Here is a 20,714-nt window from a genome sequence, read left to right as displayed (position 1 = left end):
CGGTTGCACTAACATTGCAAAGGAGCACTATCCATGAGCACCTATCCGAGAAATTTCTCCCATATCGGCATTTCCGTGCCGGACGTGGAGAAAGCAGCAAAGTTTTACAGCGATGTGATGGGCTGGTATCACATTATGGAGCCCACGGTGATCACCGAGGAGTCAGACACCCCAATCGGCCAGATGTGCATAGACGTGTTTGGGACGGGCTGGGGGTCTTTCAAGATCGCACATATGTCCACCGGCGACAAAATCGGAGTGGAGATGTTCGAATTCAAGAACAATGAAAGTCCCGATGGTTTCGAATACTGGAAGACCAGTACGTTTCATTTCTGTGTGCAGGACCCGGATATCGAGGACCTGGTGGAAAAAATTGTGGCGCACGGCGGCAAGCAGAGAATGCCCATACGCGAATACTACCCCGGCGAGAAACCCTACCGCATGTGTTACGTGGAAGACCCGTTCGGCCTGATTTTCGAGGTGTATTCGCATAGCTACGAGCTCACCTATTCCCAGGGAGCGTATTGAGCGGGCAAACCCGCGTCAGCTTGGGCAATAGCGGCGGCAGTTCAGTTGCCGCTGCCGGCCTTCTTTCCGGGCGCGGAGGTATGCAGCGTCGATCTTGTAAATAAACAGGTTGAGTATCCTATGGAAAAAGTAACAGGTATCGGCGGTGTGTTTTTTCGGGCCGCCAACCCGCAAGCACTTTCAGAGTGGTACCTGGCGCATCTGGGAATTGATCCGGTGCCATCCAGTGAGGCGCAGCGCCCGTGGGTGCAGGAAGCGGGCCCGACGGTGTTTGCCCCCTTTGAGCAGAACACGGATTACTTCGGGCGCGAGACCCAGAGCTGGATGATAAATTTCCGTGTTCGGGATTTAACCAGGATGGTTGCCCAGCTTCGCGAGGCCGGTATTGAGGTGTCTATGGTTGACGAAGACCTGTCCATTGGCCGCTTCGCCAGGTTGCACGACCCGGAAGGTAACCCGATTGAACTGTGGGAGCCCAGCCAGAGGCGGGGAGGGTGAGCTCATGGCATTAACTCTTGCTTTTGATGTATACGGCACCTTGATCGACACACACGGCGTGGTGTCTGAGCTGCGCAAACTGGTGGGCGACAAGGCGGAGCAGTTCTCGCAGGTGTGGCGAGATAAGCAGCTGGAATACGCGTTCCGCCGGGGTCTGATGCAGAACTACCAACCGTTTTCCATCTGTACGCGCGATGCGCTGGACTATGCCTGCGCCTTTCTCGTCGTCGACCTGACAGGCGAGCAAAAAAGTGGTTTGCTCCGCTGCTATGCATCCCTTCCCGCGTTCGAGGATGCTGCGGGCGCACTGGAGACGCTCAAGGGGAATGGCCATCGCCTGTATGCGTTTTCAAACGGCACGGCTGATGCTGTGCATACGGTGCTGGTTGCCGCTGGCTTGAGAGACTATTTCCACGGTGTGGTCAGTGTTGACGATCTCAAGTCGTTCAAGCCCAACCCTGCTGTTTACAGCCACTTCCTTCGGGAGTCCGCAGCGCAGGGCAGTAGCGCCTGGCTGATATCCAGTAACCCCTTTGATGTGATCGGTGCTGTGTCTGCCGGCATGCACGCCGCGTGGGTGAAACGAACCGAGGCTGCAGTGTTTGATCCCTGGGGTATCGATCCGACCATAACAGTGGCTAACCTGGGCGAACTGGATCGGGAGCTGGGTTGAAGGGCACTGTTGATCCATCTCCGGGGTGATAGAAGGTGGCCGAAAGCCGGCGCCCAATACACGCTAGGGGCGTGAAAATGTGAGGATGTGGCCTTTGAACTCCGCGTCGAGGTAGTCGGTATGAGCGGGTTTCTGTTGCGCGGCATGAAACCCGGACGCCGTTAACAGTGTGCTCAGCTTGTTCTTTCTTCCCCGGCCTGGATCGACGATGACAACCTCACAGCGAGGCTTTGCGTGTTCCTCGATAAAGCGAGCCAGCAACAGGGCATGGTCGTCTTCGTATAACAGGTCGCTGCCTACTATCAGGTCGAAGCGGCCCAGGTTGTCTTCGTCTCCGGCCCAGTCCACCTGTTCGAAGGCAATGGCTTTGTCGCCGTTGAGCAGGGTATTGCGCTGCAGGAAGGCCTTCGCCTCAGGGTGATAATCGGTGGCGGTGATGTCTGCGCTGAGCTTGTTAAGCAGCAAGCTGGACAGCGCCATGCCGCAGCCCACTTCGAGTATTCGCTTGGAGCCGATGTTGTAGTCGGCGAGAAAGTGGGCCAGCACCAGGCTGGAGGGCCAGATGACGCCAAATATGGGCCAGGTTGCCGAGGAGATCCCCAGTTTTTCAGCAGCACGTTCGGGGTCGTGAAATTCCTGGTTGTTGCGCAATGTGCACAGGTGGATGTCGATGTCTCCAAACTCTACAGTCTGGTAGCGCAGGCGAAGTTCTGTCATGAGGCTGCCTCAATGCATGAGCGCTGAGCCAGCTATCCCGGATAGATAAATGACAAAACGAAAGTGTCTACTCAGGGTATAGTATCAGCCAGGTAAGGCAACTCTTTCCGGCCTGCGGGGCTCAGGTGGCTTTGGCGTGGTTTTCAGGTAAAAGCTTATTCGCCAGCTGAGCAGGGGCCGCGCTCAAGGAGTCTGGCAGTAGTGGCGGAAATGGGAGGTGAAGACATGGCGGATGAAAAGGTGGTGCAGGGGGCGTGTCACTGCGGCGCGTTGCAGTGGTCGCTAACAGGTACGCCCGAGTCGGCCACGGCCTGTAATTGCACCGTATGCCGACGCTATGGCGTACTGTGGGCTTACGGGTATGAAAACGAGAACATCCATGTTTCCGGTCCGGACAAGGTCTATGTCCGTGGCGAGGCGATCGGGTTCCATTTCTGCCCTGACTGCGCTTGTGTTTCGCATTGGCGATCACTGCACGCAGATGACGAGGGGCGCCGGCGTATCGCGGTCAACCTGCGCCTGGCAGAGCCGGAGAGTGTCGCGCAGGTGCCGATGCGTCACTTCGATGGCCTCGAGGGTTTTCAGGATCTCGCGCAGGATGGAAAGTGTGTCATCGACTACTGGTTCTGATGTGCCGCTTGCCAGGTTTTTATGAGGCGATAGGCCGTAAACAATTTTCGATTGGAGGCAGGGTTTGAAGAGCAGGATAGTGTTGCTGCTGGCTTCGTTGTTACTGGCTGGCTGCCTGGGAATGCCGGAGCAGCTCGAGCCGGTTTCCGGTTTTGAAGCAAAAAAATACCTGGGTACCTGGTACGAGATAGCGCGCCTGGATCACCGTTTTGAGCGCGGTATGAGCAATGTCACGGCGCGTTACTCACTGCGTGAGGATGGCGGACTGACCGTGGTGAACCGTGGCTTTGTCGCCGAGCGCGGTGAGTGGAGTGAAGCGACCGGCAAGGCCTACCTGGTAGGTGATGAAAGTATCGGCCATCTCAAGGTGTCTTTTTTTGGCCCGTTTTACGCCTCCTACGTGATCTTTGGACTGGACCAGGAGGATTACCAGTACGCTTTTGTCTCCGGTCCTGACCATTCTTACCTGTGGCTGCTGTCGAGGCAGCCGGAGCCAGACCAGGCAGTTGTCGAGCGTTTCCTCGAGCAGGCCAGGCAGGCCGGCTTCGCCACGGACGAGCTGATCTTTGTCGCCCATGACAGGCCGCAGCCCTGATGGCGGGTGAAATTACTGCTCGACATTGTGTCTGCGGCGCTGTAAGGTGACTCCAGCTAGAAAGAAAGTCTACTCTTTACGTCCTACATTTCGCTGTTTTACTCGTAATACTTCGTCCTGCAGATCTTAAGTTTCAGTCTAAATTTCCAAGCACTTCCGGCCTTCTGAAGGCCAACCTTAAATTATTTACTCAGGATATGATTATGTCTAACACAGTTAAAGGAACCGTAAAGTGGTTCAACGAATCCAAAGGTTTCGGTTTTATTGAGCAAGAGTCTGGCCCCGATGTGTTCGCACACTTCAGCGCCATCTCCGGTTCAGGCTTCAAGACACTGGCCGAAGGCCAGGCAGTAGAATTCACCGTGACCCAGGGTCAGAAAGGCCCCCAGGCGGAGAACATTGTAGCAGTCTGATTGCCGCAAGCTGAACGATAAGGGCGAGCCCATGGGCTCGCCCTTTTTTTTGCTATGCTGAAAGGCATGAGCAGGCGCCTTCCAGTCAACCGCATTTTATCCCCCGCCGCAGCGCCCGGCGGCGCGCGCCCCCCATTCAGGGGAAGTTGCGCTCAATGCAAGCTGCGGCCCGGGCCAGGAGGCGTCGTGTGAAGGCATGGTCGCTGAGGTATTTGCTGATCTGGCTGGCCCTGGCCGTGGCGGCTATCGGCAATGGCATCCTGCGTGAGAGCACCTACGGCACCGGGCTGCCGGAACTGGTCGCACACCAGTTGTCCACGGTAACGGGAATCCTGTTCACCGGCGTGGTCGCGTTTTTGCTGTGTCGCCGCCGACCGCCTCGTTCCGCTGGCCAGGCCTGGGCAATCGGCGTTTTCTGGCTGCTGTTGACCCTGGTTTTCGAGTTTGGATTTGGTCACTACGTGGCCGGCCACAGCTGGGAGCGACTGCTGGCAGACTACAACATTCTTGCTGGTAGAGTGTGGCCAGTCTTCCTCATTTGGGTGCTCCTGCTGCCCGTCTTGATATTCAGGTACACCCACCATGCTGCAACTAAAACCTAACTGCGAACTTTGTGACAGGGATTTGCCTCCGGCCTCGGAAGCTGCGAGCCCGGGTGCCCCGGTGCAAGCCAGAACCCCATACTGACAACAGGACCGCCAAGAATGGAAACACTACGCGATACGCTTGCCCTGGAGAGAACCCGGCTTGCCAACGAGCGCACTTTTCTGGCTTATGTGCGCACATCGCTCTCCCTCATTGCTGCTGCGGTGGTGCTGCTGCAGTTCTTCTCGACGGTACACGCCTACGTGGCCGTGGCCTGGGTGCTCGCCGCGGCAGGTGCGATGGTAATGCTGGTGGGAATCCTGCGTTTTCGCAAGGTACACAGGGCCCTGGCGGCCAGGGTCAAGCCCGCCCCCGGCGAGTGAATCGGCTACACGCCGGCCTCCGCGAGCAGCCCGGGAGAAAGCTTGTAGCCCGACCCGGGTAGCCACCATCATTTTTCTCCGCGGCTGAATATGACGGCGCTTTTTTTCATGTACGCACTAAACTCGGTTCTACACAGGGAGGTGTGAAGATGAGATCTAGTGTTCTGGGCGTGGCCTGCGCCGTTGTACTGTCGGTATCCGCATCAGCCGGCGTGGCAGCGCCGGACAAGGCCCTGGCCCAGTGCCAGAAGCTGAAAGACCAGATCGAACGCTATGACGCGCTGCGCCGCCAGGGTGGCAGCGGCGCGAAAATGGACAACTGGAAGCGCGCACGTCGCCAGCACGAGAAGCGATTCCGCGATGAGGGTTGCCACTACCACCGGCACGAATTGCGCTGAGGTTCTGTCCACCGGCAGCTTAATTCGCTAGTCTGGCCCGGTAGCTTGACGCCTGGGACAGGGGTGCGTGTGTGAAGTTGGTGTATACCAGTGAAAACCGTTTTCTGGTGGGAAACGCCCGTAATATACTGGCGGCCAAGGGTATAGATGTGACCTTGCGCAATGAACATGCCGCCAGTGCGCTGGGTGAGTTGCCTGCCTTCGAGGCGTGGCCGGAGTTGTGGGTCGTCAACGACGAGGACTACGACACCGCCTGCGAGGCCCTGCGCCATGCCCTGAGCGAGAAAGGCACGCCGCCATGGCGCTGCAGCAACTGTGGTGAAGAGAACGACGTGGCGTTTGATTTCTGCTGGTGCTGCAGTACTGATCGCCCGGGCACATAACCGGGTATGCACTGGCAGGCTTCGGTCGGTCCGTCGAGGGAGTGAGCACGTAGCATGCATATTCGCCAGTTCCAGGCGCCTGATGAGCCGGCCGTTATCGAATTGTGGCGAGAATGTGGGCTACTGGTGCCGCACAACGATCCCCACAGGGATATTGCCAGGAAGCTTAACAATGGCGGCGAGCTGTTCCTGGTAGGCGAGCAAGACGAGGTGGTGATGGCATCGGCCATGGGGGGCTATGATGGTCATCGTGGCTGGGTGAACTATCTTGCCGTCGGCAGCGCTTACCGCAAGCGGGGCTATGCAGCGATGCTGATGCGCCAGCTCGAGGCCCTGTTGCTGGAGCAGGGCTGCCCCAAACTCAATTTACAGATCAGGGCCGGCAACCGTGAGGTCATCGAATTTTACGCAAGCCTTGGCTATGCTGAAGACCCGGTGATCAGCATGGGTAAGCGCCTGATTGCAGATCGGGAATGACTGTGGCGAAACCACCCATTACATGGGATGCAGACGCGGCCGAGCAGCTGAAGCGGGCCCCGTTTTTTATCCGCAAACTGGCACGCAAACGCGTGGAAGTGGCGGCACGGCAGCAGGGCCTTGACCGGGTGACCTTGCAGCTTGTGCAGCAAGTTAAACAAAAGGAAATGCCGCAATGAGTCAACTGCCTCCGTGTCCTGAGTGCAAGTCCCCCTATGCCTACGAGGACCGTGGCCAGTATGTCTGCCCGGAGTGCGGACACGAATGGCGCCAGGCTGATGCTGAAGCGGCGGATGCCGGCGAGTCCATCACTGATGCCAATGGCAATCCCCTGGCAGATGGCGACAGCGTTACCGTAATCAAGGATCTCAAGGTGAAGGGCTCCTCGGCGGTGGTCAAGGTGGGTACCAAGGTGAAAAATATTCGCCTGGTAGAGGGCGATCACGATATTGATTGCCGCATAGAGGGTATCGGCGCCATGAAGCTGAAGTCGCAATTTGTGAAAAAGGCCTGAGATCCGTAGCTCACGCAAAAATACCGTGCACGTACCAGCCTGCTTGCAGGCGGTCGCGAAAAACCCAGTAGTGTTGTCCGCGCTCCCCCCTGGCGATGTAATAGTCCCTGCTTACCGGCTGTTGCCACCAGTTGTCTTCAATGCGCTCCGGCCCGTAAACCAGCTCCAGGCTGCCCTGCCAATGCAGGCGGCCCTGTCTCTCCGCAAGTGCCTGGGGGCAGGGCAGTAACCAGAACGGGCGCTGCTGGGCCGGGATTTGCCCGGGGGCATCCGCAGCGTGTTCCTGGCACAGGTGCAGGGCCATTTCCGGCAAATGTTCGTTGCGGCTGCCGATATGTTGCACCGCCTGCAGGCCGAGCCGGTTACGCAGCCTGTCGAGCAGGGCTGACAGCGGTTCCTGTTGCGTGCGCGGGTTGAACAGGTCGATATTCTCTACCCGGCCGCTGTCGAGTTGCTGGCAACACAGGTTGATGCCTTCTATGCCGGTTGCCAGTTGCAGCTGTTCCAGGCGAATGCGGGTCAGCTGATACCATTCTTGCCAGTTGCTCTGTCCCGTGGTGCTGCGCACACAAATCTCAAGCAGGGAATGGTCAATGCCAATCAGCTGCCAGTTGATTTCAGTGGTTTGTAACTGTGTATTGCGCAGAAACTGGCAAAGGGATTGCAGCAATAGCTGCATTGCCGGTAATAATTCGTCGTTGGCACGCACTTCGTAACCAAACCAGTACTGGTCGCGAAAACTGGGTGGTGGCTGGTAATCTGCGTGCCGCTCTTCGCATAGCCCCTGCACCTGTTGCAGGAAGCGGGCAAACTCCGCACCACAGCGCCTGGCCAGGGCCGTGGGTGGAAGGGCAAAAAGCTTGCCGAATGTGTGTAACCCCGCGCGCCGTAATGAGTCTACGGTGCTTTTGTAGTCTGTCAGCAGGCTCAGTGGCAGCGGGGCCAGGCGTTGCGGTAATGCCTGCTGGTAAGTACTGGCCTGGTCAGCCCCGCTGAATGAAAGCAGCCATGCCGCGCCAGTGGTCTCGGCCAGCCCCATCTCCGCCCGGAAACCGCGACTGTGTATACCGTGGTGGACTGCGGCCAGCAGCCGGGGCAGCCCCCGAAACAGGGCCAGGCAGCTGCCTACTTCCAGTTGCAGGCAGTCATCGCGGTACGTGTGCAGGGAGGGGGTGATGCTGTAAGCCCAGCAGCATAACTGTTGTAGGCATTGCCCCTCGGCCCCGGTATCCCGCTCAAGCAATTGTGCCGGTTCGTCGGCGAGCAGCGCGCGCACCGTCGCAGCACTCATGCCCTCGCGTATGCCCACGCTGGCGGCGCAGTCGTTGGCTCGAAATACCCGCTGTTTTACCAGCACTGCCACGGCCAGTTCCTCTGAGCGGCTCAGGCATTGCAGCGGGAGCTGGTGAAAACGCAGGCACAGCCACAGGCTCATGTGGCTTCTCCCGGCCAGGTGGGCGCCGGCACCGGGGGCAGTTGCCCCAGTTTAATTTCACTAATACTGTGCATATATACAGTATTGGTGCGGTACCGGCAAATGTCCAGTAGCGTCGGATTGATGTGTCGCCCTGGCGAGCGGGTCGGAACGGAAAGGGGGGCTGGCTGCCTGCGTCAGCCGACGCCGGCGGCATTTTCCAGCAGGTAGGTAATAAGGAATTTAATGACGAAGCCAAAAATACCCATGGCCAGGCCGATATAGAGAATCAGGGTGCCGAACTTGCCCGCGTTGCTGCGTCGGGCCAGGTCCCAGACAATAAAAATCATGAACAGAATCAGTGCACCGACGCCCAGGGTGACGCCGTACTCGGTTAACCATTCATCCACTTCGCGCTCCCGGGCCTTGCATCGGCCCCAGTTCAAGGGGCCGCGATTATATCAACTTCGAGATGGCAGGGTGCTTTCATGGAGTTGGTGATAAGGCAGGTACTCTCGGCCTTTTCCAGCAGTCGCTGCGCCTTGTCGGTATCTGTCTGGGCCGGTATCGCCAGTGTGGCCTTCATTGAGAAGGCCGTGAACTGGGTGACGCGGTCAACCCTGTCCAGGGTGCCTTCGGCGCTGGCTTCAAGCGAGGTCCATTCCAGTTTCGAGGCGCGGGCAATGGCGCGAAAGGAGAGCACAAAGCAGTCGACGACGGCGGCTACCAGCAGGTGCTCCGGGGACCACTGGTCACCCGGCCCGCCAAATTCAGCCGGCGGGGCCGATACCAGCTGCGGCATGGTGTCGCTTTTCAGTACTACCGTGCCGGAATCCTCGGCCTCGGCGCTCACCAGGTAATGGTGGGGGAATTCCTGCATGATGCTGCTCCCGGGTGCGTTGATAAAACAAGGGCCCAAGTCTAGCAGAATCCCCCGGTACCACTATTGATGCATCTCAGGGTGCCGGGCCAGCCGGATATGCGGCAGCGTTTGCTTTGCCCGCTGCCGGCAAGGGCTTATCTGCTGTCCTGTTGATAGGGCACGACAAGTATGCGCAGGCGGTCATCCCGGGGCGTGCGGGCACTGTTGATGGCGTCGACACTGTCGTCCACCAGGGAAACCACCTCCCGGCTGAAGTCGTTGTCGCGCAACCGGGATTCAGCCAGTTCAACCAGGGTCGAGGCAGTAGGCTGGCCCGCCAGAATACCGGTGTCGCCGGCTCTCGGCGCGCTGACCAGCAGGCCGAGGCCGCTGAAGTTGCGAACCGTAAAGGCGATGCCATCGATCGCCTCCCCGAGTGCTACCGGCGCATAACCACCAGCCAACCCCCGGGGCTCAATCTCCAGCAGGCCGTCACTGCGCCATGCCAGCCCCGCGGCATAGGGTTCCAGGGCTTCAGCCAGTGCTCGATTGATAATCATCCTGTCACCCCGGGTGACCAGCCCGGAGTCAATATAAAAGCTGTCAGGGCCGTTGGCCGGCACCAGCATTGCCAGCGTCGGCGCGGCTGGCTCAGCGTTATCAGCTGTAGCGCTCGCCATGTCGGCACTGTCATCCGCGCCCGCCAGTGTTGCCGGTGCCGGAGGCTCCGCCGGGGCAGCTGTTACTGCCTCGCCCTCGACGGTTGCTGTTACGTCCTCCTGCACTGGCTCTGCCAGCGGCTCTGTAACAGGCGCCGCAATGGCGTCGGCCTGCGGGTCAGCGCCATCATATGTGCTCGTTGCGCTTGCGCTGCTCTCTTCGCCGTAGAGGGGCGTATCCGCGGCGGGCTCTTCGGCACTGTCCGCAGCCGCGGCTGGCGTTGCAAGCGGGTCGGTGAATGTTGCCACTGGTTCTGGTGTGGCGTCACCTGTCCCTGTGCGGGGCGCCTGCTCATACGCATCGGGCGGGCTATACGGGGCCTGGGTGGCGGCCTCTGCCTCCTGCTCCATGTCATCGAACTGTTGAGTGGCAGTTGAGGCAGTGTGATCAGGGGTCGTTACCGCCGGCACAGGCGCGTCGCTGCGGCCGGGTAGTGATGCCAGCCCCAGGGATTGCAGGATATGTGCGACGGGTTCGATTTCCAGCAGCCTGCGATCATGGTTGAGGTCCCAGTAGACCGCAGCGCACGCGGCGCCGAGCACCAGCAACAGAAATAGCAGGGGGCCGGCGGCAGAGCGCCGCCTGGGGGTGGGCCGGCGGTCGGTGTAGATGTGATCGGCCTGCTCGGCGCGGGCGAAAAAGGTCTCGTTTCCTTCGGGCAGTGCGTCGTTTGTCGGTTCCGGTTCCGGTTCCGGTTCCGGTTGCGGCTCTGGATCCGGACTCGGTGCCCGCGGGGGAGCGGCGCTCAGCGGAGGCCTGGCCAAACCCGCGGCAGCGTCACGCGGGGGCTGTTTGTCAGCCTGCGTGGGCACCGGGCCAAGATCATCGGGGGTCAGGGATGCCTTGCCACTGGCCGCTGCATTTTCAAGTGCCTGCTGACATAGCAGGTTGATCTGCCCGGGAATGCCACCGCTGCGCTCGTGCAGCGCGGCGACGGCCTCGGCGCTGATGCCCGGGGTTCCCTGCCAGCCAGCCTGTCGCAAGCGGTGCACGATGTAGTTGCCGGTTTGCTGTGCTGAGTCAATGGGTCCCAGCCTGAGGTGAGACACTGCATCACCGAGCGGGTGTTCATCAGTGAAGGCATTGATCAGTTGCACAATAGCGGGCTTGCCGGTCAGGAAAACGCGCAGCCTGCGGGTGCCGGCATCACCCTGCATGAGCGATTTCAGTTGCTCCAGGCATTCCAGGCTGAGGCTGTCTGCATGGTAGACATGCAGCAACAGTTTTTTCCCCTGGGCCTGTTTTTCATCGAAATGTGCGCGCAAGGCGCTGAGAACAGTCGCTTCGTCATTGGCATCGGTGGTAACGGAAAATGCCTTGGCTAGCCGCACCGGCCAATCCGCTTTTTCGAACTCGGTAGCGGAAAGTTGCACGGTTTCGAGATCGCTAAGCGGATAGCGCAACAACATGTCGGCGATCAAAGTGCGCTTGCCGGCACCTTTTTCCCCGGCAATAACCACCATGGCGGTGCCGTTCATGAGCTCGTATTCCAGGCTGCTGAGGGCTTGCCGATGCGCAGGGTGCGAAAACGCCCGACCTGGAGTGGCGTCCGCTGAGAAAGGGTTGTGGCTGAGGCCGTAAAGCTTGTCGTTCATTGTGGGAATTGCCTGGACGCTCCGCAGCCTGGGGATGTACCTGCCTGCCCCGTCTGGGGCAACTGCCAGGCAGCCTGGCAGGGAGGTATCAGTAATTGATTTTATATTGTATCGCGCGACAAGCTCCCAGGGCCATGCCGGGCTTGCGTGATCTCGGTCACAAATTCGTCACGGTGTCCGGGGAATCATTTTTCAGCGCTGGTGGCGCCAGTGACGACACCACAGGCAGCAGCATAAAATTGTTTGTAAACAGTGGTCAATAGCGACGCTGGCGCAGGCAGGGCGGGTGGAACCCGGCACCCGGTCGCCAGTGCACGGCAGCTGCGACCCCGGTGCAGGGCAGGGTGACTACCTCTCAGGCGAAGGAGAAGACCGATTGTTCCCGAGGGCTTTCCTGCCAGGCGGGCACTTCCCACAACTGGGGCTGGTTGGGCACGTCTTCCGATGGCGGCAGTGCCACATCCAGGTGTTGATTGCCGCCGCGCTGCTTCAGGATATGCACCTTGCGGTACTCGTGCATTGCCAGGCGCAGGCTTGCCGGGGCGTGGTTACGGCCAGCTTCAAGCGGGCGGAACAATACACTCAGGCCATCGCTGTCGGCAGCAGCCAGCTGTAGTTTGCGCAGTTCACTGTAGCTGTAACGATGCGCCCCGAGCCAGCTGAATACGGCACTGGACGTTGTGCTGCGCAGTGCCTGCTCCGTGGCCCAGAGCAAATCTTCGCGGTTTTTCGGGTGCACCAGCAGTATTTGCCCGGTGTCTATGCCCCTGGCCTTGAGCAGCGGCGCGTAGGGCGTGAAAGGGGGGGCAATAAATACCTGCCAGCGCCCTTCTTCGCTGAGTTTTTCCATGGCGGGGAGGAACAGGCCCATCGAGCCCAGGCCGCTGCCATCGCTTAGCATTTCCACGCAGTTGCCCAAGGGCCAGCCACCATGCTGTAACTGGGCATTCAGCGACTTGTAACCGGTAGGCAGAATGTCTTCCCGCCAGTGATGTTCGCTGTTGGAACAGGGGCGGTGGTGTCCGAGATGCCCCTGCCAGGTATCGGAGCGATTGATCACGGCTTGCAGTGCCTCGTTCATAATCTACACCTCTTCGTCTCTATAACTGTATGTCTATACACTGTTTGTATATACAGTATTATTGTGTGAGGCGGATTGCAAGGCTCCGGGAAGGGGTACTAATTGGCACAATTCAGGTGTGTATGGAAAGGCGACAGGTCTGGCGGCGTACTGACGCTGCGGGAGCTGAGGTGGTGCTAGGCCGGGCGCTGGCCGGGGGCGCCCGCCAGCGCCAGCAGCAGTACTTCAAGGTTGTCCCAGGGTTTGCCGCTGGCGTAGCCCTTGATGCTGCCATCGACCCGGGTGGCCTGTTCCAGCAGCGCTGCCAGTGAGTTGCCCGAATGCCGGGAGAGGGCGCCCTGCATCAGGCTCATGCGATTTTTCCAGACCCGCAGCGATGCCAGGGCCTGTTGCGGGCTCTGCCCACTATCCATGGCTGACCTGGCCTGCTGCAGGGTGCGGATCTCGCGCAGCAACGCCCACAACACCACGGTGGGTTCGCTGCCTTCGCCGCGCAGGCCGTGCAGCATTTTCAGGGCCGCGGTCGCGTTGCCCAACAGCGCCTTGTCAGTCATGTCGAACAGGTTGTAGCGGGCATTGTTGGACACGGCGGCGGTGACTGTTGCCGCGTTGATCTGCCCATCGCTGGCCAGCAATTTGAGTTTCTCCACCTCCTGCACTGCTGCCAGCAAGTTACCTTCAACCCGGTCACAGAGCAGTTGCAGGGCCTCGTTATCGATGCTCATGCCAGCTGCACTGACACGCTGCTGCAGCCAGCGGGGCAGTTCGCTGGCGTCTACCGGCCAGACCTGCACCGTGCCGCCAACGGCATCAAGCGCCTTGTACCACTTGCTGTTGGTGGATTGTTTATCGATTTTGCCTGCAACCAGCAGCAGGATGTCTTCGCCGCTGCCAGCGATGGCCAGGTATTCCAGCAGTGCCTTGCTGCCCTCGGCGCCGGGTTTGCCATTGGGTATGCGCAGTTCGACCAGTTTGCGCTCGGCGAACAGCGACATACTGGACGCGCTGGCGAGTATGTCATCCCATTTGAAGCCGGGAGTACTGGTGTCCAGCAGTTCGCGATCAGTACAGCCGGCCTTGCGCGCGGCCTGGCGCACCAGGTCGCAGCATTCCTGTACCAGCAGGGGTTCATCCCCGCTGACCAGGTAAACCGGTAACACCTGTTTATTGAGCTGTCCGGCGAGTTTCTCCGGATAGATGCGCATCAGCTGTCCTGGCTGGCGGCAAAGAAGGCGATGCGGCGCAGGATCTGTTGCGCCAGCTCGCCGCGCATCTCTGATTTCAGGATACGAATCTCTTCGGCCTTGCCAACCACATTGCGGGGGTCGTTTTCCATTTGCTTGACCACGGAACCGGTGGTGTCAGGCATGATTTCCCTGCCATTCTGGTCGCGTACAGAAAACGTGGAGCGCATGGTGAGCTCGAACTCGGCGGCTCGCGCCTCGGCGTTGAGCGAGAGATTGCGCTGGCTGAAGCGCTCCGGGCCCAGCACCAGCTGGTAATTAGCCTGCGACTTGTCTTCCTGCCACTCGACGCCGTTGGCGGCAAACCGGGTTTTGATCTCACGGCTGAATTCGCTATTGGGGTTGTTGCTAACCATATGCATGGTGCGCCACTCGTCGGAAACCGAGACATCACCGGTGCCGCGCAGATGGAATCCACAGGCGGAGAGAATAAGTGCTGCACCCAGCACTAACGTGGTTTGCGCATGGCGCCAAATCATCTTATGTCTTCCGCTTAGCTCAGTTGGCAACAATATTAACCAATTTGCCGGGCACTACAATCACCTTGCGCACGGTGACGCCCTCCAGGAAGCGCTGCACGTTATCCTGTTCCAGCGCCGCTGCCTCGATGCTTTCCTTGCCGGCGTCGGCGGGTACCTGCATGCGGGCGCGCACCTTGCCGTTGACCTGTACCACCATGTCGATGCTGTCGCGTACCAGTGCGGCTTCATCTACCTCGGGCCAGTCGGCATTCAATACGTCGCCCTCGCCACCGAGTGCGGGCCACAGTGCGTGGCAGGCATGGGGCACAATGGGGTTGAGCATCAACACCACGCTGCGCAGGGCCTCGGCCATCACGGCCCTGCTCTGGTCGCTGTCGTCGAGCTTGCCCAGTTCGTTACACAGCTCCATGATCGCGGCAATGGCAGTATTGAAAGTCTGGCGCCGGCCGTAGTCATCACTGACCTTGGCAATGGTTTCATGGGTCTTGCGGCGCGCCTGCTGTTGCTGCTCGCTGAGCGAGGCTGTATCCAGTTCCGGTGCCGGCCCCGCTGCGAGGTGGCCGCTGACCAGCTTCCACAGGCGTTTGAGGAAGCGGTTGGCGCCTTCCACACCGGAGTCAGACCATTCCAGTGACTGTTCCGGGGGTGCCGCGAACATTGAAAACAGGCGCACGGTGTCGGCGCCGTAGCGGTCGATCAGCGCCTGCGGGTCTACCGTGTTGCCCTTGGACTTCGACATCTTGGCGCCGTCTTTCAGCACCATGCCCTGGGTGAGCAGGCGCTTGAACGGTTCGTCCGAACTGACCAGGCCTTCGTCGCGCAGCAATTTATGGTAGAAGCGTGAGTAGAGCAGGTGCAGGATGGCATGTTCTATGCCTCCCACATACTGGTCCACCGGTGTCCAGTAGTCCGCCTCGCCGTCCAGCATGGCCTGGTTATTGCTGGCGCAGCCATAGCGGGCGTAGTACCAGGAAGACTCCATGAAAGTATCGAAGGTATCGGTTTCCCGCTCGGCGTAGCCACCGCAGGCAGGGCATGTGGTCTGGTAGAACTCGGGCATTTTCTTGATCGGCGAGCCCACGCCCTCGAACGCCACCTCCGTCGGCAGTATCACCGGGAGATCATCGGCGGGTACCGGCACCGCGCCACAGGCCGCGCAGTTAATGATCGGAATTGGCGCGCCCCAGTAGCGCTGGCGGGAAACCCCCCAGTCGCGCAGGCGATAGTTAGTGGTGCGTTCGCCTTTACCCTTGCTCTCCAGCCGGTCGGCAATGGCGTCGAAGGCACCCTGGAAGTCGAGACCGTCAAATTCGCCTGAATTAACGGTTACAGTATCGGTTTTGTCTGCATACCAATCCTGCCAGGTATGGTTACTGTAGGTGTAATCGTCACCGGTTTTATCCACTACCTGGACGATGGGCAGGCCGTACTTGGTGGCAAAGGCGTGATCGCGCTCGTCGTGGGCCGGCACCGACATCACCGCGCCGGAGCCGTACCCCATGAGTACGAAGTTCGCCACCCAGACCGGCACGTGCTCGCCGGTAAGCGGGTGTGTTGCGGTCAGGCCGGTGTCCATGCCCAGCTTTTCCATCGTCGCCATGTCCGCCTCGGCGACTTTGATATGGCTTTGCGCCTCGATAAAAGCCGCCAGCTCGGCGTTGTTCTGCGCCGCGGCCTGGGCCAGCGGGTGCTGTGGTGCGAGCGCCAGGTAAGTGGCTCCCATCAGGGTGTCCGGGCGCGTGGTATAGACGCGCAGGGGCTGGCCGTCGCAGTCAAAATCCAGTTCCACCCCTTCAGAACGCCCTATCCAGTTGCGCTGCATGGTGCGCACCTGCTCCGGCCACTGGTCGAGGCCATCGAGGTCGTTGAGCAACTGATCTGCATAGTCAGTGATCTTGATGAACCACTGGTCGATTTCGCGGCGCTCCACGGGGTTGTCACAGCGCCAGCAGCAGCCATCCACGACCTGCTCGTTGGCCAATACGGTCTGGTCCGTCTCGCACCAGTTGACCTCGGCCTTTTTCTTGTAGGCCAGGCCCTTGTCAAAGAGCCGGGTGAAGAACCACTGTTCCCAGCGATAGTAAGCGGGGTCACAGGTGGCAATCTCGCGGTCCCAGTCGTAGGCAAAACCCAGCTGGCGCAATTGCTCGCGCATGTATTCGATATTCTGCGCCGTCCAGCTGGCGGGCGGCACGTTGTTCTTGATCGCCGCGTTTTCCGCCGGCAAGCCAAAAGCATCCCACCCCATGGGTTGCAGTACGTTCTTACCCTGCATGCGCTGGTAGCGGGCAATCACATCGGCAATGGTGTAGTTGCGAACGTGCCCCATATGTAACTTCCCGCTGGGGTAGGGGAACATCGCCAGGCAGTAGAACTTCTCCCGGTTGTCATCCTGCTGTACGGAGAAGCTGTTGTTCGCCAGCCAGTGGGCCTGGGCCTGTTGCTCCAGGGTCTTGGGGTTGTATTGCGGGTCCATCGGCGCTCGGTTATGTCCTGTGCGGGTGGGAAAAGAAGCGCGGATTCTACCAGTAAACGCGCGGGGTCGCTAAAGGTAAGCCGGTCAATATGACCTGTTGTACGGCTGCGGCCGGTGGCCCCGGGCTCAGTCGTTGTCGCGCCAGAAACCGAGGTAGAGTAGGTACATCAGCACGAGGCCGAGTACGCTACCGCTGATGACGGGCAGGGAGCCAAAGCTGGTAAAGGGGGTATTGCCGAGCATGGTTTCGGCGTCCCCGCGCAGGCTGGTTTCGACGAACCGCTCGCTGTCTGCGACTATCTCGCCGCGGTAGTTGATGATGGCTGACACCCCGTTGTTGGTGCCGCGGATCAAATAGCGGCCATTCTCCAGGGCGCGCATCTGTGCCATCTGCAGGTGCTGCAGGGGGCCTATCGAATCGCCGAACCAGCTGTCATTGCTGATGGTCACCAGCAGGTCTGCATCACGCGCACCACGGGCTACCAGGTCGGGATAGACGATTTCATAGCAGATGAACGGGGCGATACGAAAGGCACCGGCGCGCAGGGGTGGCTGCTCCCCGGGCCCGGGCGTAAACGCGGACATGGGCAGGTCGAAGAACGCAATAAGCCCGCGCAGGAACTGTTCCAGCGGTACATATTCGCCAAACGGCACCAGGCGCTGTTTGTGATAGACACCCTCACCCTGGCCCAGGGCGATGATGCTGTTGTGATAGTGCTGCTCCCCTTCCGGCCGGAAGGGGATGCCGGTAATCAGCGTGGTTTCGAGTAAGCGGGCGCGTTCGGCGATCGGGTCAATGAAGTCGCGAGCGTTCTGGTAGTAATTGGGTATGGCTGCTTCCGGCCACAGCAGGATATCGGCACCCATCAGCGGCTCACTGGCCCGTTCCATTTGCTGCAGGATAGGGTGGTAATAGCGCCGGTCCCACTTGTTCACCTGCGGGATATTGGGCTGGTAGATGGCGACGCTGAGCGGGGTTTCGCTGGCGGGCGCTACCCACTGGATCGGTTTCAGGATGCCGCCGCCGGCCCACAGCAGCCCGGCGATAACAGCATAGGTGGCGATGGCAACGGCACGGCGGCTGCGCCAGGCCAGGAACAGGCAGCTCCCGCTCAGGGCGCAGATGAAAGACAGGCCAAAGACCCCCACAACCGGGGCCCACCCGGCAATCCACGTGTCGATGTGGGCGTAGCCCAGCAGCAGCCATGGAAACCCGGTCAGGACCCAGCTGCGCAGCCATTCAGCCAGCACCCACAACACCGGAAAGCCTGCCAGCATGCCCCCCGGCAGTGCGCGCACGAGGCGCACGTAACACCAGGCGAACAAGGCGGGAAATAGCGCCAGGCCGGCGCAGAACAACAGGGTCAGCAGGGCGGCGAGGGGCACCGGTGCATAGCCGTGCACATGGATACTGACGTATACCCAGGAAACACCGCTGCCGAACATGCCCAGACCGTACAGCCAGCCGCGCCAGAACGCCGCCCTGGCCTGGCAGGTGCTCAGCAGCCAGGCCAGCAGTGCGCAGCTCAGGATGCCCAGCGGCCACAGGTCGAAGGGTGCCAGGGACAGTGTCACCAGGCTGCCGCTGAAGGGGGCCAGCAGCAGTACCTGCAAGGGCGTCAGCCCGGATTCCTGCTGGCTGCTGTTCATCGGCTGGACTCAGTCCTCCAGTGGACGCATGCGCAGGCTGTGAATCTTGCGCTGGTCGGCGTTGATAACCTTGAACTCAAATCTGTCGATGGTGGCCACTTCGTTGCGAGTCGGCATATGGCCGAGGGCCTGCATGACCAGGCCACCGATGGTGTCGAATTCCTCGTCGGAGAATTCAGTGCTGAAATACTCGTTGAACTCGTCGATCGGGGTGAGTGCCTTGATGAAGAAGTCCTGGTCTGAGATGCGGCGAATAAAACGGTCTGCTTCTGCGTCTGTCTCGTCCTCGATCTCACCGACGATTTCTTCCAGCACGTCCTCAATTGTCACCAGGCCAGCCACGCCACCGTATTCGTCGATAACGATGGCCATGTGGTTGCGGTTCTCCCTGAATTCGCGCAGCAGCACGTTGAGGCGCTTGCTTTCCGGCACTACCACCGTGGGGCGCAGCAGGGATTCGATCTTGAAATCACTGTGGTCGGTGTGCAGGATTTGCGGCAGCAGGTCCTTGGCCAGGAGGATGCCCAGGATATCGTCCGGATTCTCTCCGACCACGGGGTAACGGGAGTGCGCCGAGCGGGTGATCTGCGGCAATATTTCCTCGAGCGAACACTCCGCCTTGATCACCACCATCTGCGCCCGCGGGATCATGATATCGCGGGCCTGCATGTCAGCGACCTGCATGGCGCCTTCCATGATGCTGCGGGCATCCTCATCAATAACCTCGTTCTCCGCGGCTACTTCGAGGATGTCCAGCAGGTCGCGGCGATTGTGCGGCTCGCTGGAAAACAACTGGCCGAGCTTTTCCAGCCAGGATCGCTCGTCGTTGTCGTTGCCGGTGGCGTCGTCGTTCATGCCCGTGCATGCTCCTTGTTGTGTGCATCGAGGTAGGGACAGGGAATACCCAGCGTGCCCAGGATTTCAGTCTCCAGGGCTTCCATCGCCTTCGCCTCCTCAGCCTCAATGTGGTCATAGCCCAGCAGGTGGAGCGTGCCGTGAATCGCCATGTGCGCCCAGTGCGCATGCAGTGGTTTGCCCTGTGCCCTGGCCTCATCGCGGACTACCGGCGCGCAAATGATGATGTCGCCCAGTAACGGTATGTGAAGATCTGCCGGAAAATCGACGGGGAAACTGAGCACGTTGGTGGGGCCCTGCTTGCCGCGGTACTGCTGGTTCAGCGCGCTCATCTCGGTCCTGTCTACCAGCCGCAGGCTGATTTCGGGACCAGCGTCCCCGCCCTCAGCAGGCGCTGCCTGGTGGCACGCCGAGAGTGCCGCACCAATCCAGTTCAGTAGCTGCTCATCATCCGGGGTGGTTTCACTGCTGGCGCGCTGAATGTCCAGTTGCAGGGTCACGGCTTGCTTTTGTCCAGGGGGGTGGCCCGGTCCTCGTGCGCGTCATAGGCGGTCACGATACGCTGCACCAGGGGATGGCGCACCACGTCCTTGTTGGCGAAATAGGTAAAGCCGATGCCTTCCACATCGTGCAGGATATTGCCTGCATGAGTGAGGCCGGACTGTGCACCGCGGGGCAGGTCAATCTGGGTGGCATCACCCGTAATCACCGCGGTAGAGCCAAAGCCGATGCGGGTGAGAAACATTTTCATCTGTTCCCGCGTGGTGTTCTGCGCTTCATCGAGGATGATAAAGGCATTGTTCAAGGTTCGACCCCGCATAAAGGCCAGCGGTGCCACCTCGATAATGTTGCGCTCAATGTACTTGTTGACCGTCTCAAATCCGAGCATCTCATACAACGCGTCGTAGAGCGGGCGCAGGTAGGGATCGATTTTCTGGCTCAGGTCGCCGGGCAGGAAGCCCAGTTTCTCGCCCGCTTCCACTGCCGGGCGTACCAGCAGAATGCGCCGCACGCGTTCCTGCAGCAGTGCCTCGACAGCGCAGGCCACGGCCAGGTAGGTCTTGCCGGTGCCGGCCGGACCGATGCCGAAGTTGATGTCGTTATAGCTGATGGCCCGCACGTAGCCCTGCTGGTTCTTGCCCCGGGGCTTGATCGATGCGCGCTTGGTACGGATGACCTGGATGGCTTCAACAGCCGCATCGCCGGCGCGAACTTCGGCCAATTGCTCCAGCCCGGCCTGCTGCAGTTGCAGATGCAATGATTCGGGACTCAGCCCCACACCCTGGCAGACCTCGGCATAGAGGTGGATCAGCAGCTCTTTGGCGGCCGCCACGTTGACCGCGGGCCCACTCAGCTGGAACTGGTTGCCCCGGTTGCGGATGTGGATTCCCAGGCGCTCTTCGATCTGGCGCAGGTGGCCATCCAGCTGGCCGCACAGCATGGCCAGATGACGCGCGTCATTGGGTTCGAGCAGGATTGTGTCGTTGGTCGTCGGTTGTAGCGGCGACGCTGGAGGTTCTTCGCTATTCAATTGGCTTTTG

At 60.1% G+C, this 20,714-nt stretch carries 27 protein-coding genes; 14 read left to right on the top strand and 13 right to left on the bottom strand.

The genetic code is table 11. The features are described from left to right. Positions 1-33 precede the first annotated feature (33 nt). From F0M18_RS13060 to F0M18_RS13050, 3 genes are all read left to right on the top strand, one after another. A complete protein-coding gene (locus F0M18_RS13060; protein WP_149611895.1) occupies positions 34-528 on the top strand; it encodes a lactoylglutathione lyase family protein in 495 nt (164 codons plus the stop codon). A gap of 120 nt (positions 529-648) precedes the next feature. Further along, positions 649-1,026 (top strand): VOC family protein, encoded by a 378-nt coding sequence (locus tag F0M18_RS13055; RefSeq protein ID WP_149611894.1) that lies wholly within the window; start codon positions 649-651, stop codon positions 1,024-1,026. Positions 1,027-1,030: 4 nt separating this feature from the next. Next, complete coding sequence (locus tag F0M18_RS13050; RefSeq protein ID WP_149611893.1) at positions 1,031-1,699, top strand: haloacid dehalogenase type II; 669 nt, start codon at positions 1,031-1,033, stop codon at positions 1,697-1,699. 63 nt (positions 1,700-1,762) lie between these two features. Here F0M18_RS13050 and F0M18_RS13045 read toward each other — a convergent pair whose 3' ends face one another. Beyond that, a complete protein-coding gene (locus F0M18_RS13045; RefSeq protein ID WP_149611892.1) occupies positions 1,763-2,416 on the bottom strand; it encodes a class I SAM-dependent methyltransferase in 654 nt (217 codons plus the stop codon). Positions 2,417-2,626: 210 nt separating this feature from the next. On the opposite strand from F0M18_RS13045, the gene F0M18_RS13040 reads away from it, so the two are divergent. The 11 genes from F0M18_RS13040 (at position 2,627) to F0M18_RS12990 (ending at position 6,794) form a co-directional block, all read left to right on the top strand. Continuing rightward, complete coding sequence (locus tag F0M18_RS13040; protein ID WP_449421225.1) at positions 2,627-3,046, top strand: GFA family protein; 420 nt, start codon at positions 2,627-2,629, stop codon at positions 3,044-3,046. 64 nt (positions 3,047-3,110) lie between these two features. Then, entirely contained in the window at positions 3,111-3,641 is a 531-nt protein-coding gene (locus F0M18_RS13035; RefSeq protein WP_316838685.1) for a lipocalin family protein, read from the top strand. Between the two features lie 203 nt (positions 3,642-3,844). Continuing rightward, positions 3,845-4,054, top strand: coding sequence for a cold-shock protein (locus F0M18_RS13030; protein WP_075998946.1), 210 nt, complete (start codon positions 3,845-3,847; stop codon positions 4,052-4,054). A 188-nt stretch (positions 4,055-4,242) separates the two neighbouring features. Beyond that, positions 4,243-4,656, top strand: coding sequence for a hypothetical protein (locus F0M18_RS13025; RefSeq protein ID WP_223177983.1), 414 nt, complete (start codon positions 4,243-4,245; stop codon positions 4,654-4,656). Then, complete coding sequence (locus F0M18_RS20190) at positions 4,637-4,741, top strand: DUF1272 domain-containing protein (protein WP_149611890.1); 105 nt, start codon at positions 4,637-4,639, stop codon at positions 4,739-4,741. Before F0M18_RS13025 ends, F0M18_RS20190 begins: the two co-directional genes overlap by 20 nt. Positions 4,742-4,758: 17 nt before the next feature. Beyond that, positions 4,759-5,022: a DUF202 domain-containing protein gene (locus F0M18_RS13015; RefSeq protein WP_149611889.1), complete on the top strand. Its 264-nt coding sequence runs from the start codon at positions 4,759-4,761 to the stop codon at positions 5,020-5,022. Positions 5,023-5,171: 149 nt separating this feature from the next. Continuing rightward, the gene (locus F0M18_RS13010; protein WP_149611888.1) at positions 5,172-5,420 is read left to right on the top strand and encodes a hypothetical protein; all 249 of its coding nucleotides are present in this window, start codon (positions 5,172-5,174) and stop codon (positions 5,418-5,420) included. A 71-nt stretch (positions 5,421-5,491) separates the two neighbouring features. Next, positions 5,492-5,803, top strand: a complete 312-nt coding sequence (locus F0M18_RS13005) for a putative signal transducing protein (RefSeq protein ID WP_149611887.1) — start codon at positions 5,492-5,494, stop codon at positions 5,801-5,803. 54 nt (positions 5,804-5,857) lie between these two features. Beyond that, positions 5,858-6,280, top strand: coding sequence for a GNAT family acetyltransferase (locus F0M18_RS13000; RefSeq protein WP_149611886.1), 423 nt, complete (start codon positions 5,858-5,860; stop codon positions 6,278-6,280). Between the two features lie 2 nt (positions 6,281-6,282). Continuing rightward, positions 6,283-6,459, top strand: a complete 177-nt coding sequence (locus F0M18_RS12995) for a PCP reductase family protein (protein ID WP_188109711.1) — start codon at positions 6,283-6,285, stop codon at positions 6,457-6,459. Beyond that, complete coding sequence (locus tag F0M18_RS12990) at positions 6,456-6,794, top strand: zinc ribbon domain-containing protein YjdM (RefSeq protein WP_149611884.1); 339 nt, start codon at positions 6,456-6,458, stop codon at positions 6,792-6,794. Before F0M18_RS12995 ends, F0M18_RS12990 begins: the two co-directional genes overlap by 4 nt. Positions 6,795-6,804: 10 nt before the next feature. Here F0M18_RS12990 and F0M18_RS12985 read toward each other — a convergent pair whose 3' ends face one another. The 12 genes from F0M18_RS12985 to F0M18_RS12930 form a co-directional block, all read right to left on the bottom strand. After that, positions 6,805-8,229 (bottom strand): Y-family DNA polymerase, encoded by a 1,425-nt coding sequence (locus tag F0M18_RS12985; RefSeq protein WP_149611883.1) that lies wholly within the window; start codon positions 8,227-8,229, stop codon positions 6,805-6,807. Positions 8,230-8,405: 176 nt separating this feature from the next. Further along, the gene (locus F0M18_RS12980; RefSeq protein WP_149611882.1) at positions 8,406-8,618 is read right to left on the bottom strand and encodes a DUF2788 domain-containing protein; all 213 of its coding nucleotides are present in this window, start codon (positions 8,616-8,618) and stop codon (positions 8,406-8,408) included. Between the two features lie 32 nt (positions 8,619-8,650). Continuing rightward, the gene (locus F0M18_RS12975; protein WP_149611881.1) at positions 8,651-9,088 is read right to left on the bottom strand and encodes an OsmC family protein; all 438 of its coding nucleotides are present in this window, start codon (positions 9,086-9,088) and stop codon (positions 8,651-8,653) included. A 137-nt stretch (positions 9,089-9,225) separates the two neighbouring features. Continuing rightward, the gene (locus F0M18_RS19970; protein ID WP_188109710.1) at positions 9,226-11,385 is read right to left on the bottom strand and encodes an ExeA family protein; all 2,160 of its coding nucleotides are present in this window, start codon (positions 11,383-11,385) and stop codon (positions 9,226-9,228) included. Between the two features lie 355 nt (positions 11,386-11,740). Next, positions 11,741-12,466, bottom strand: a complete 726-nt coding sequence (imuA, locus tag F0M18_RS12965; protein WP_149611880.1) for a translesion DNA synthesis-associated protein ImuA — start codon at positions 12,464-12,466, stop codon at positions 11,741-11,743. 176 nt (positions 12,467-12,642) lie between these two features. Next, positions 12,643-13,671 (bottom strand): DNA polymerase III subunit delta, encoded by a 1,029-nt coding sequence (gene holA, locus F0M18_RS12960; protein ID WP_149611879.1) that lies wholly within the window; start codon positions 13,669-13,671, stop codon positions 12,643-12,645. Continuing rightward, entirely contained in the window at positions 13,671-14,189 is a 519-nt protein-coding gene (locus F0M18_RS12955) for an LPS-assembly lipoprotein LptE (protein ID WP_149611878.1), read from the bottom strand. The genes holA and F0M18_RS12955 overlap by 1 nt, the downstream gene beginning before the upstream one ends. A gap of 19 nt (positions 14,190-14,208) precedes the next feature. Next, positions 14,209-16,668 (bottom strand): leucine--tRNA ligase, encoded by a 2,460-nt coding sequence (leuS, locus tag F0M18_RS12950; RefSeq protein WP_149611877.1) that lies wholly within the window; start codon positions 16,666-16,668, stop codon positions 14,209-14,211. A 126-nt stretch (positions 16,669-16,794) separates the two neighbouring features. Continuing rightward, complete coding sequence (gene lnt, locus F0M18_RS12945; protein ID WP_149611876.1) at positions 16,795-18,318, bottom strand: apolipoprotein N-acyltransferase; 1,524 nt, start codon at positions 18,316-18,318, stop codon at positions 16,795-16,797. A 9-nt stretch (positions 18,319-18,327) separates the two neighbouring features. Next, entirely contained in the window at positions 18,328-19,173 is an 846-nt protein-coding gene (locus F0M18_RS12940) for an HlyC/CorC family transporter (protein ID WP_149611875.1), read from the bottom strand. Further along, complete coding sequence (ybeY, locus tag F0M18_RS12935; RefSeq protein ID WP_149611874.1) at positions 19,170-19,673, bottom strand: rRNA maturation RNase YbeY; 504 nt, start codon at positions 19,671-19,673, stop codon at positions 19,170-19,172. Before ybeY ends, F0M18_RS12940 begins: the two co-directional genes overlap by 4 nt. Continuing rightward, complete coding sequence (locus F0M18_RS12930) at positions 19,670-20,614, bottom strand: PhoH family protein (protein WP_149612029.1); 945 nt, start codon at positions 20,612-20,614, stop codon at positions 19,670-19,672. The genes ybeY and F0M18_RS12930 overlap by 4 nt, the downstream gene beginning before the upstream one ends. Between the last annotated feature and the right edge of the window lie 100 nt (positions 20,615-20,714).

Source organism: Pseudohalioglobus sediminis, from assembly GCF_008370495.1.
Classification (GTDB): domain Bacteria; phylum Pseudomonadota; class Gammaproteobacteria; order Pseudomonadales; family Halieaceae; genus Halioglobus.
Note: the sequence above shows the minus strand (reverse complement) of the source record. Positions and strands in the feature narration are given on the sequence as shown.

What these genes read in the sequence shown, in the direction of transcription:
- F0M18_RS13000 (WP_149611886.1), top strand. Translation starts at nt 5,858, where the DNA reads ATGCATATTCGCCAGTTCCAGGCGCCTGATGAGCCGGCCGTTATCGAA.
- imuA (WP_149611880.1), bottom strand. Translation starts at nt 12,466, where the DNA reads ATGAACGAGGCACTGCAAGCCGTGATCAATCGCTCCGATACCTGGCAG.
- F0M18_RS12955 (WP_149611878.1), bottom strand. Translation starts at nt 14,189, where the DNA reads ATGATTTGGCGCCATGCGCAAACCACGTTAGTGCTGGGTGCAGCACTT.
- F0M18_RS12990 (WP_149611884.1), top strand. Translation starts at nt 6,456, where the DNA reads ATGAGTCAACTGCCTCCGTGTCCTGAGTGCAAGTCCCCCTATGCCTAC.
- F0M18_RS12930 (WP_149612029.1), bottom strand. Translation starts at nt 20,614, where the DNA reads ATGCTGTGCGGCCAGCTGGATGGCCACCTGCGCCAGATCGAAGAGCGC.
- F0M18_RS13050 (WP_149611893.1), top strand. Translation starts at nt 1,031, where the DNA reads ATGGCATTAACTCTTGCTTTTGATGTATACGGCACCTTGATCGACACA.
- F0M18_RS13040 (WP_449421225.1), top strand. Translation starts at nt 2,627, where the DNA reads ATGGGAGGTGAAGACATGGCGGATGAAAAGGTGGTGCAGGGGGCGTGT.
- leuS (WP_149611877.1), bottom strand. Translation starts at nt 16,668, where the DNA reads ATGGACCCGCAATACAACCCCAAGACCCTGGAGCAACAGGCCCAGGCC.
- F0M18_RS13045 (WP_149611892.1), bottom strand. Translation starts at nt 2,416, where the DNA reads ATGACAGAACTTCGCCTGCGCTACCAGACTGTAGAGTTTGGAGACATC.
- F0M18_RS19970 (WP_188109710.1), bottom strand. Translation starts at nt 11,385, where the DNA reads ATGAACGACAAGCTTTACGGCCTCAGCCACAACCCTTTCTCAGCGGAC.
- F0M18_RS13010 (WP_149611888.1), top strand. Translation starts at nt 5,172, where the DNA reads ATGAGATCTAGTGTTCTGGGCGTGGCCTGCGCCGTTGTACTGTCGGTA.
- holA (WP_149611879.1), bottom strand. Translation starts at nt 13,671, where the DNA reads ATGCGCATCTATCCGGAGAAACTCGCCGGACAGCTCAATAAACAGGTG.
- F0M18_RS13015 (WP_149611889.1), top strand. Translation starts at nt 4,759, where the DNA reads ATGGAAACACTACGCGATACGCTTGCCCTGGAGAGAACCCGGCTTGCC.
- F0M18_RS12975 (WP_149611881.1), bottom strand. Translation starts at nt 9,088, where the DNA reads ATGCAGGAATTCCCCCACCATTACCTGGTGAGCGCCGAGGCCGAGGAT.
- F0M18_RS13055 (WP_149611894.1), top strand. Translation starts at nt 649, where the DNA reads ATGGAAAAAGTAACAGGTATCGGCGGTGTGTTTTTTCGGGCCGCCAAC.
- F0M18_RS13060 (WP_149611895.1), top strand. Translation starts at nt 34, where the DNA reads ATGAGCACCTATCCGAGAAATTTCTCCCATATCGGCATTTCCGTGCCG.
- F0M18_RS13030 (WP_075998946.1), top strand. Translation starts at nt 3,845, where the DNA reads ATGTCTAACACAGTTAAAGGAACCGTAAAGTGGTTCAACGAATCCAAA.
- F0M18_RS12985 (WP_149611883.1), bottom strand. Translation starts at nt 8,229, where the DNA reads ATGAGCCTGTGGCTGTGCCTGCGTTTTCACCAGCTCCCGCTGCAATGC.
- F0M18_RS12940 (WP_149611875.1), bottom strand. Translation starts at nt 19,173, where the DNA reads ATGAACGACGACGCCACCGGCAACGACAACGACGAGCGATCCTGGCTG.
- lnt (WP_149611876.1), bottom strand. Translation starts at nt 18,318, where the DNA reads ATGAACAGCAGCCAGCAGGAATCCGGGCTGACGCCCTTGCAGGTACTG.
- F0M18_RS20190 (WP_149611890.1), top strand. Translation starts at nt 4,637, where the DNA reads ATGCTGCAACTAAAACCTAACTGCGAACTTTGTGACAGGGATTTGCCT.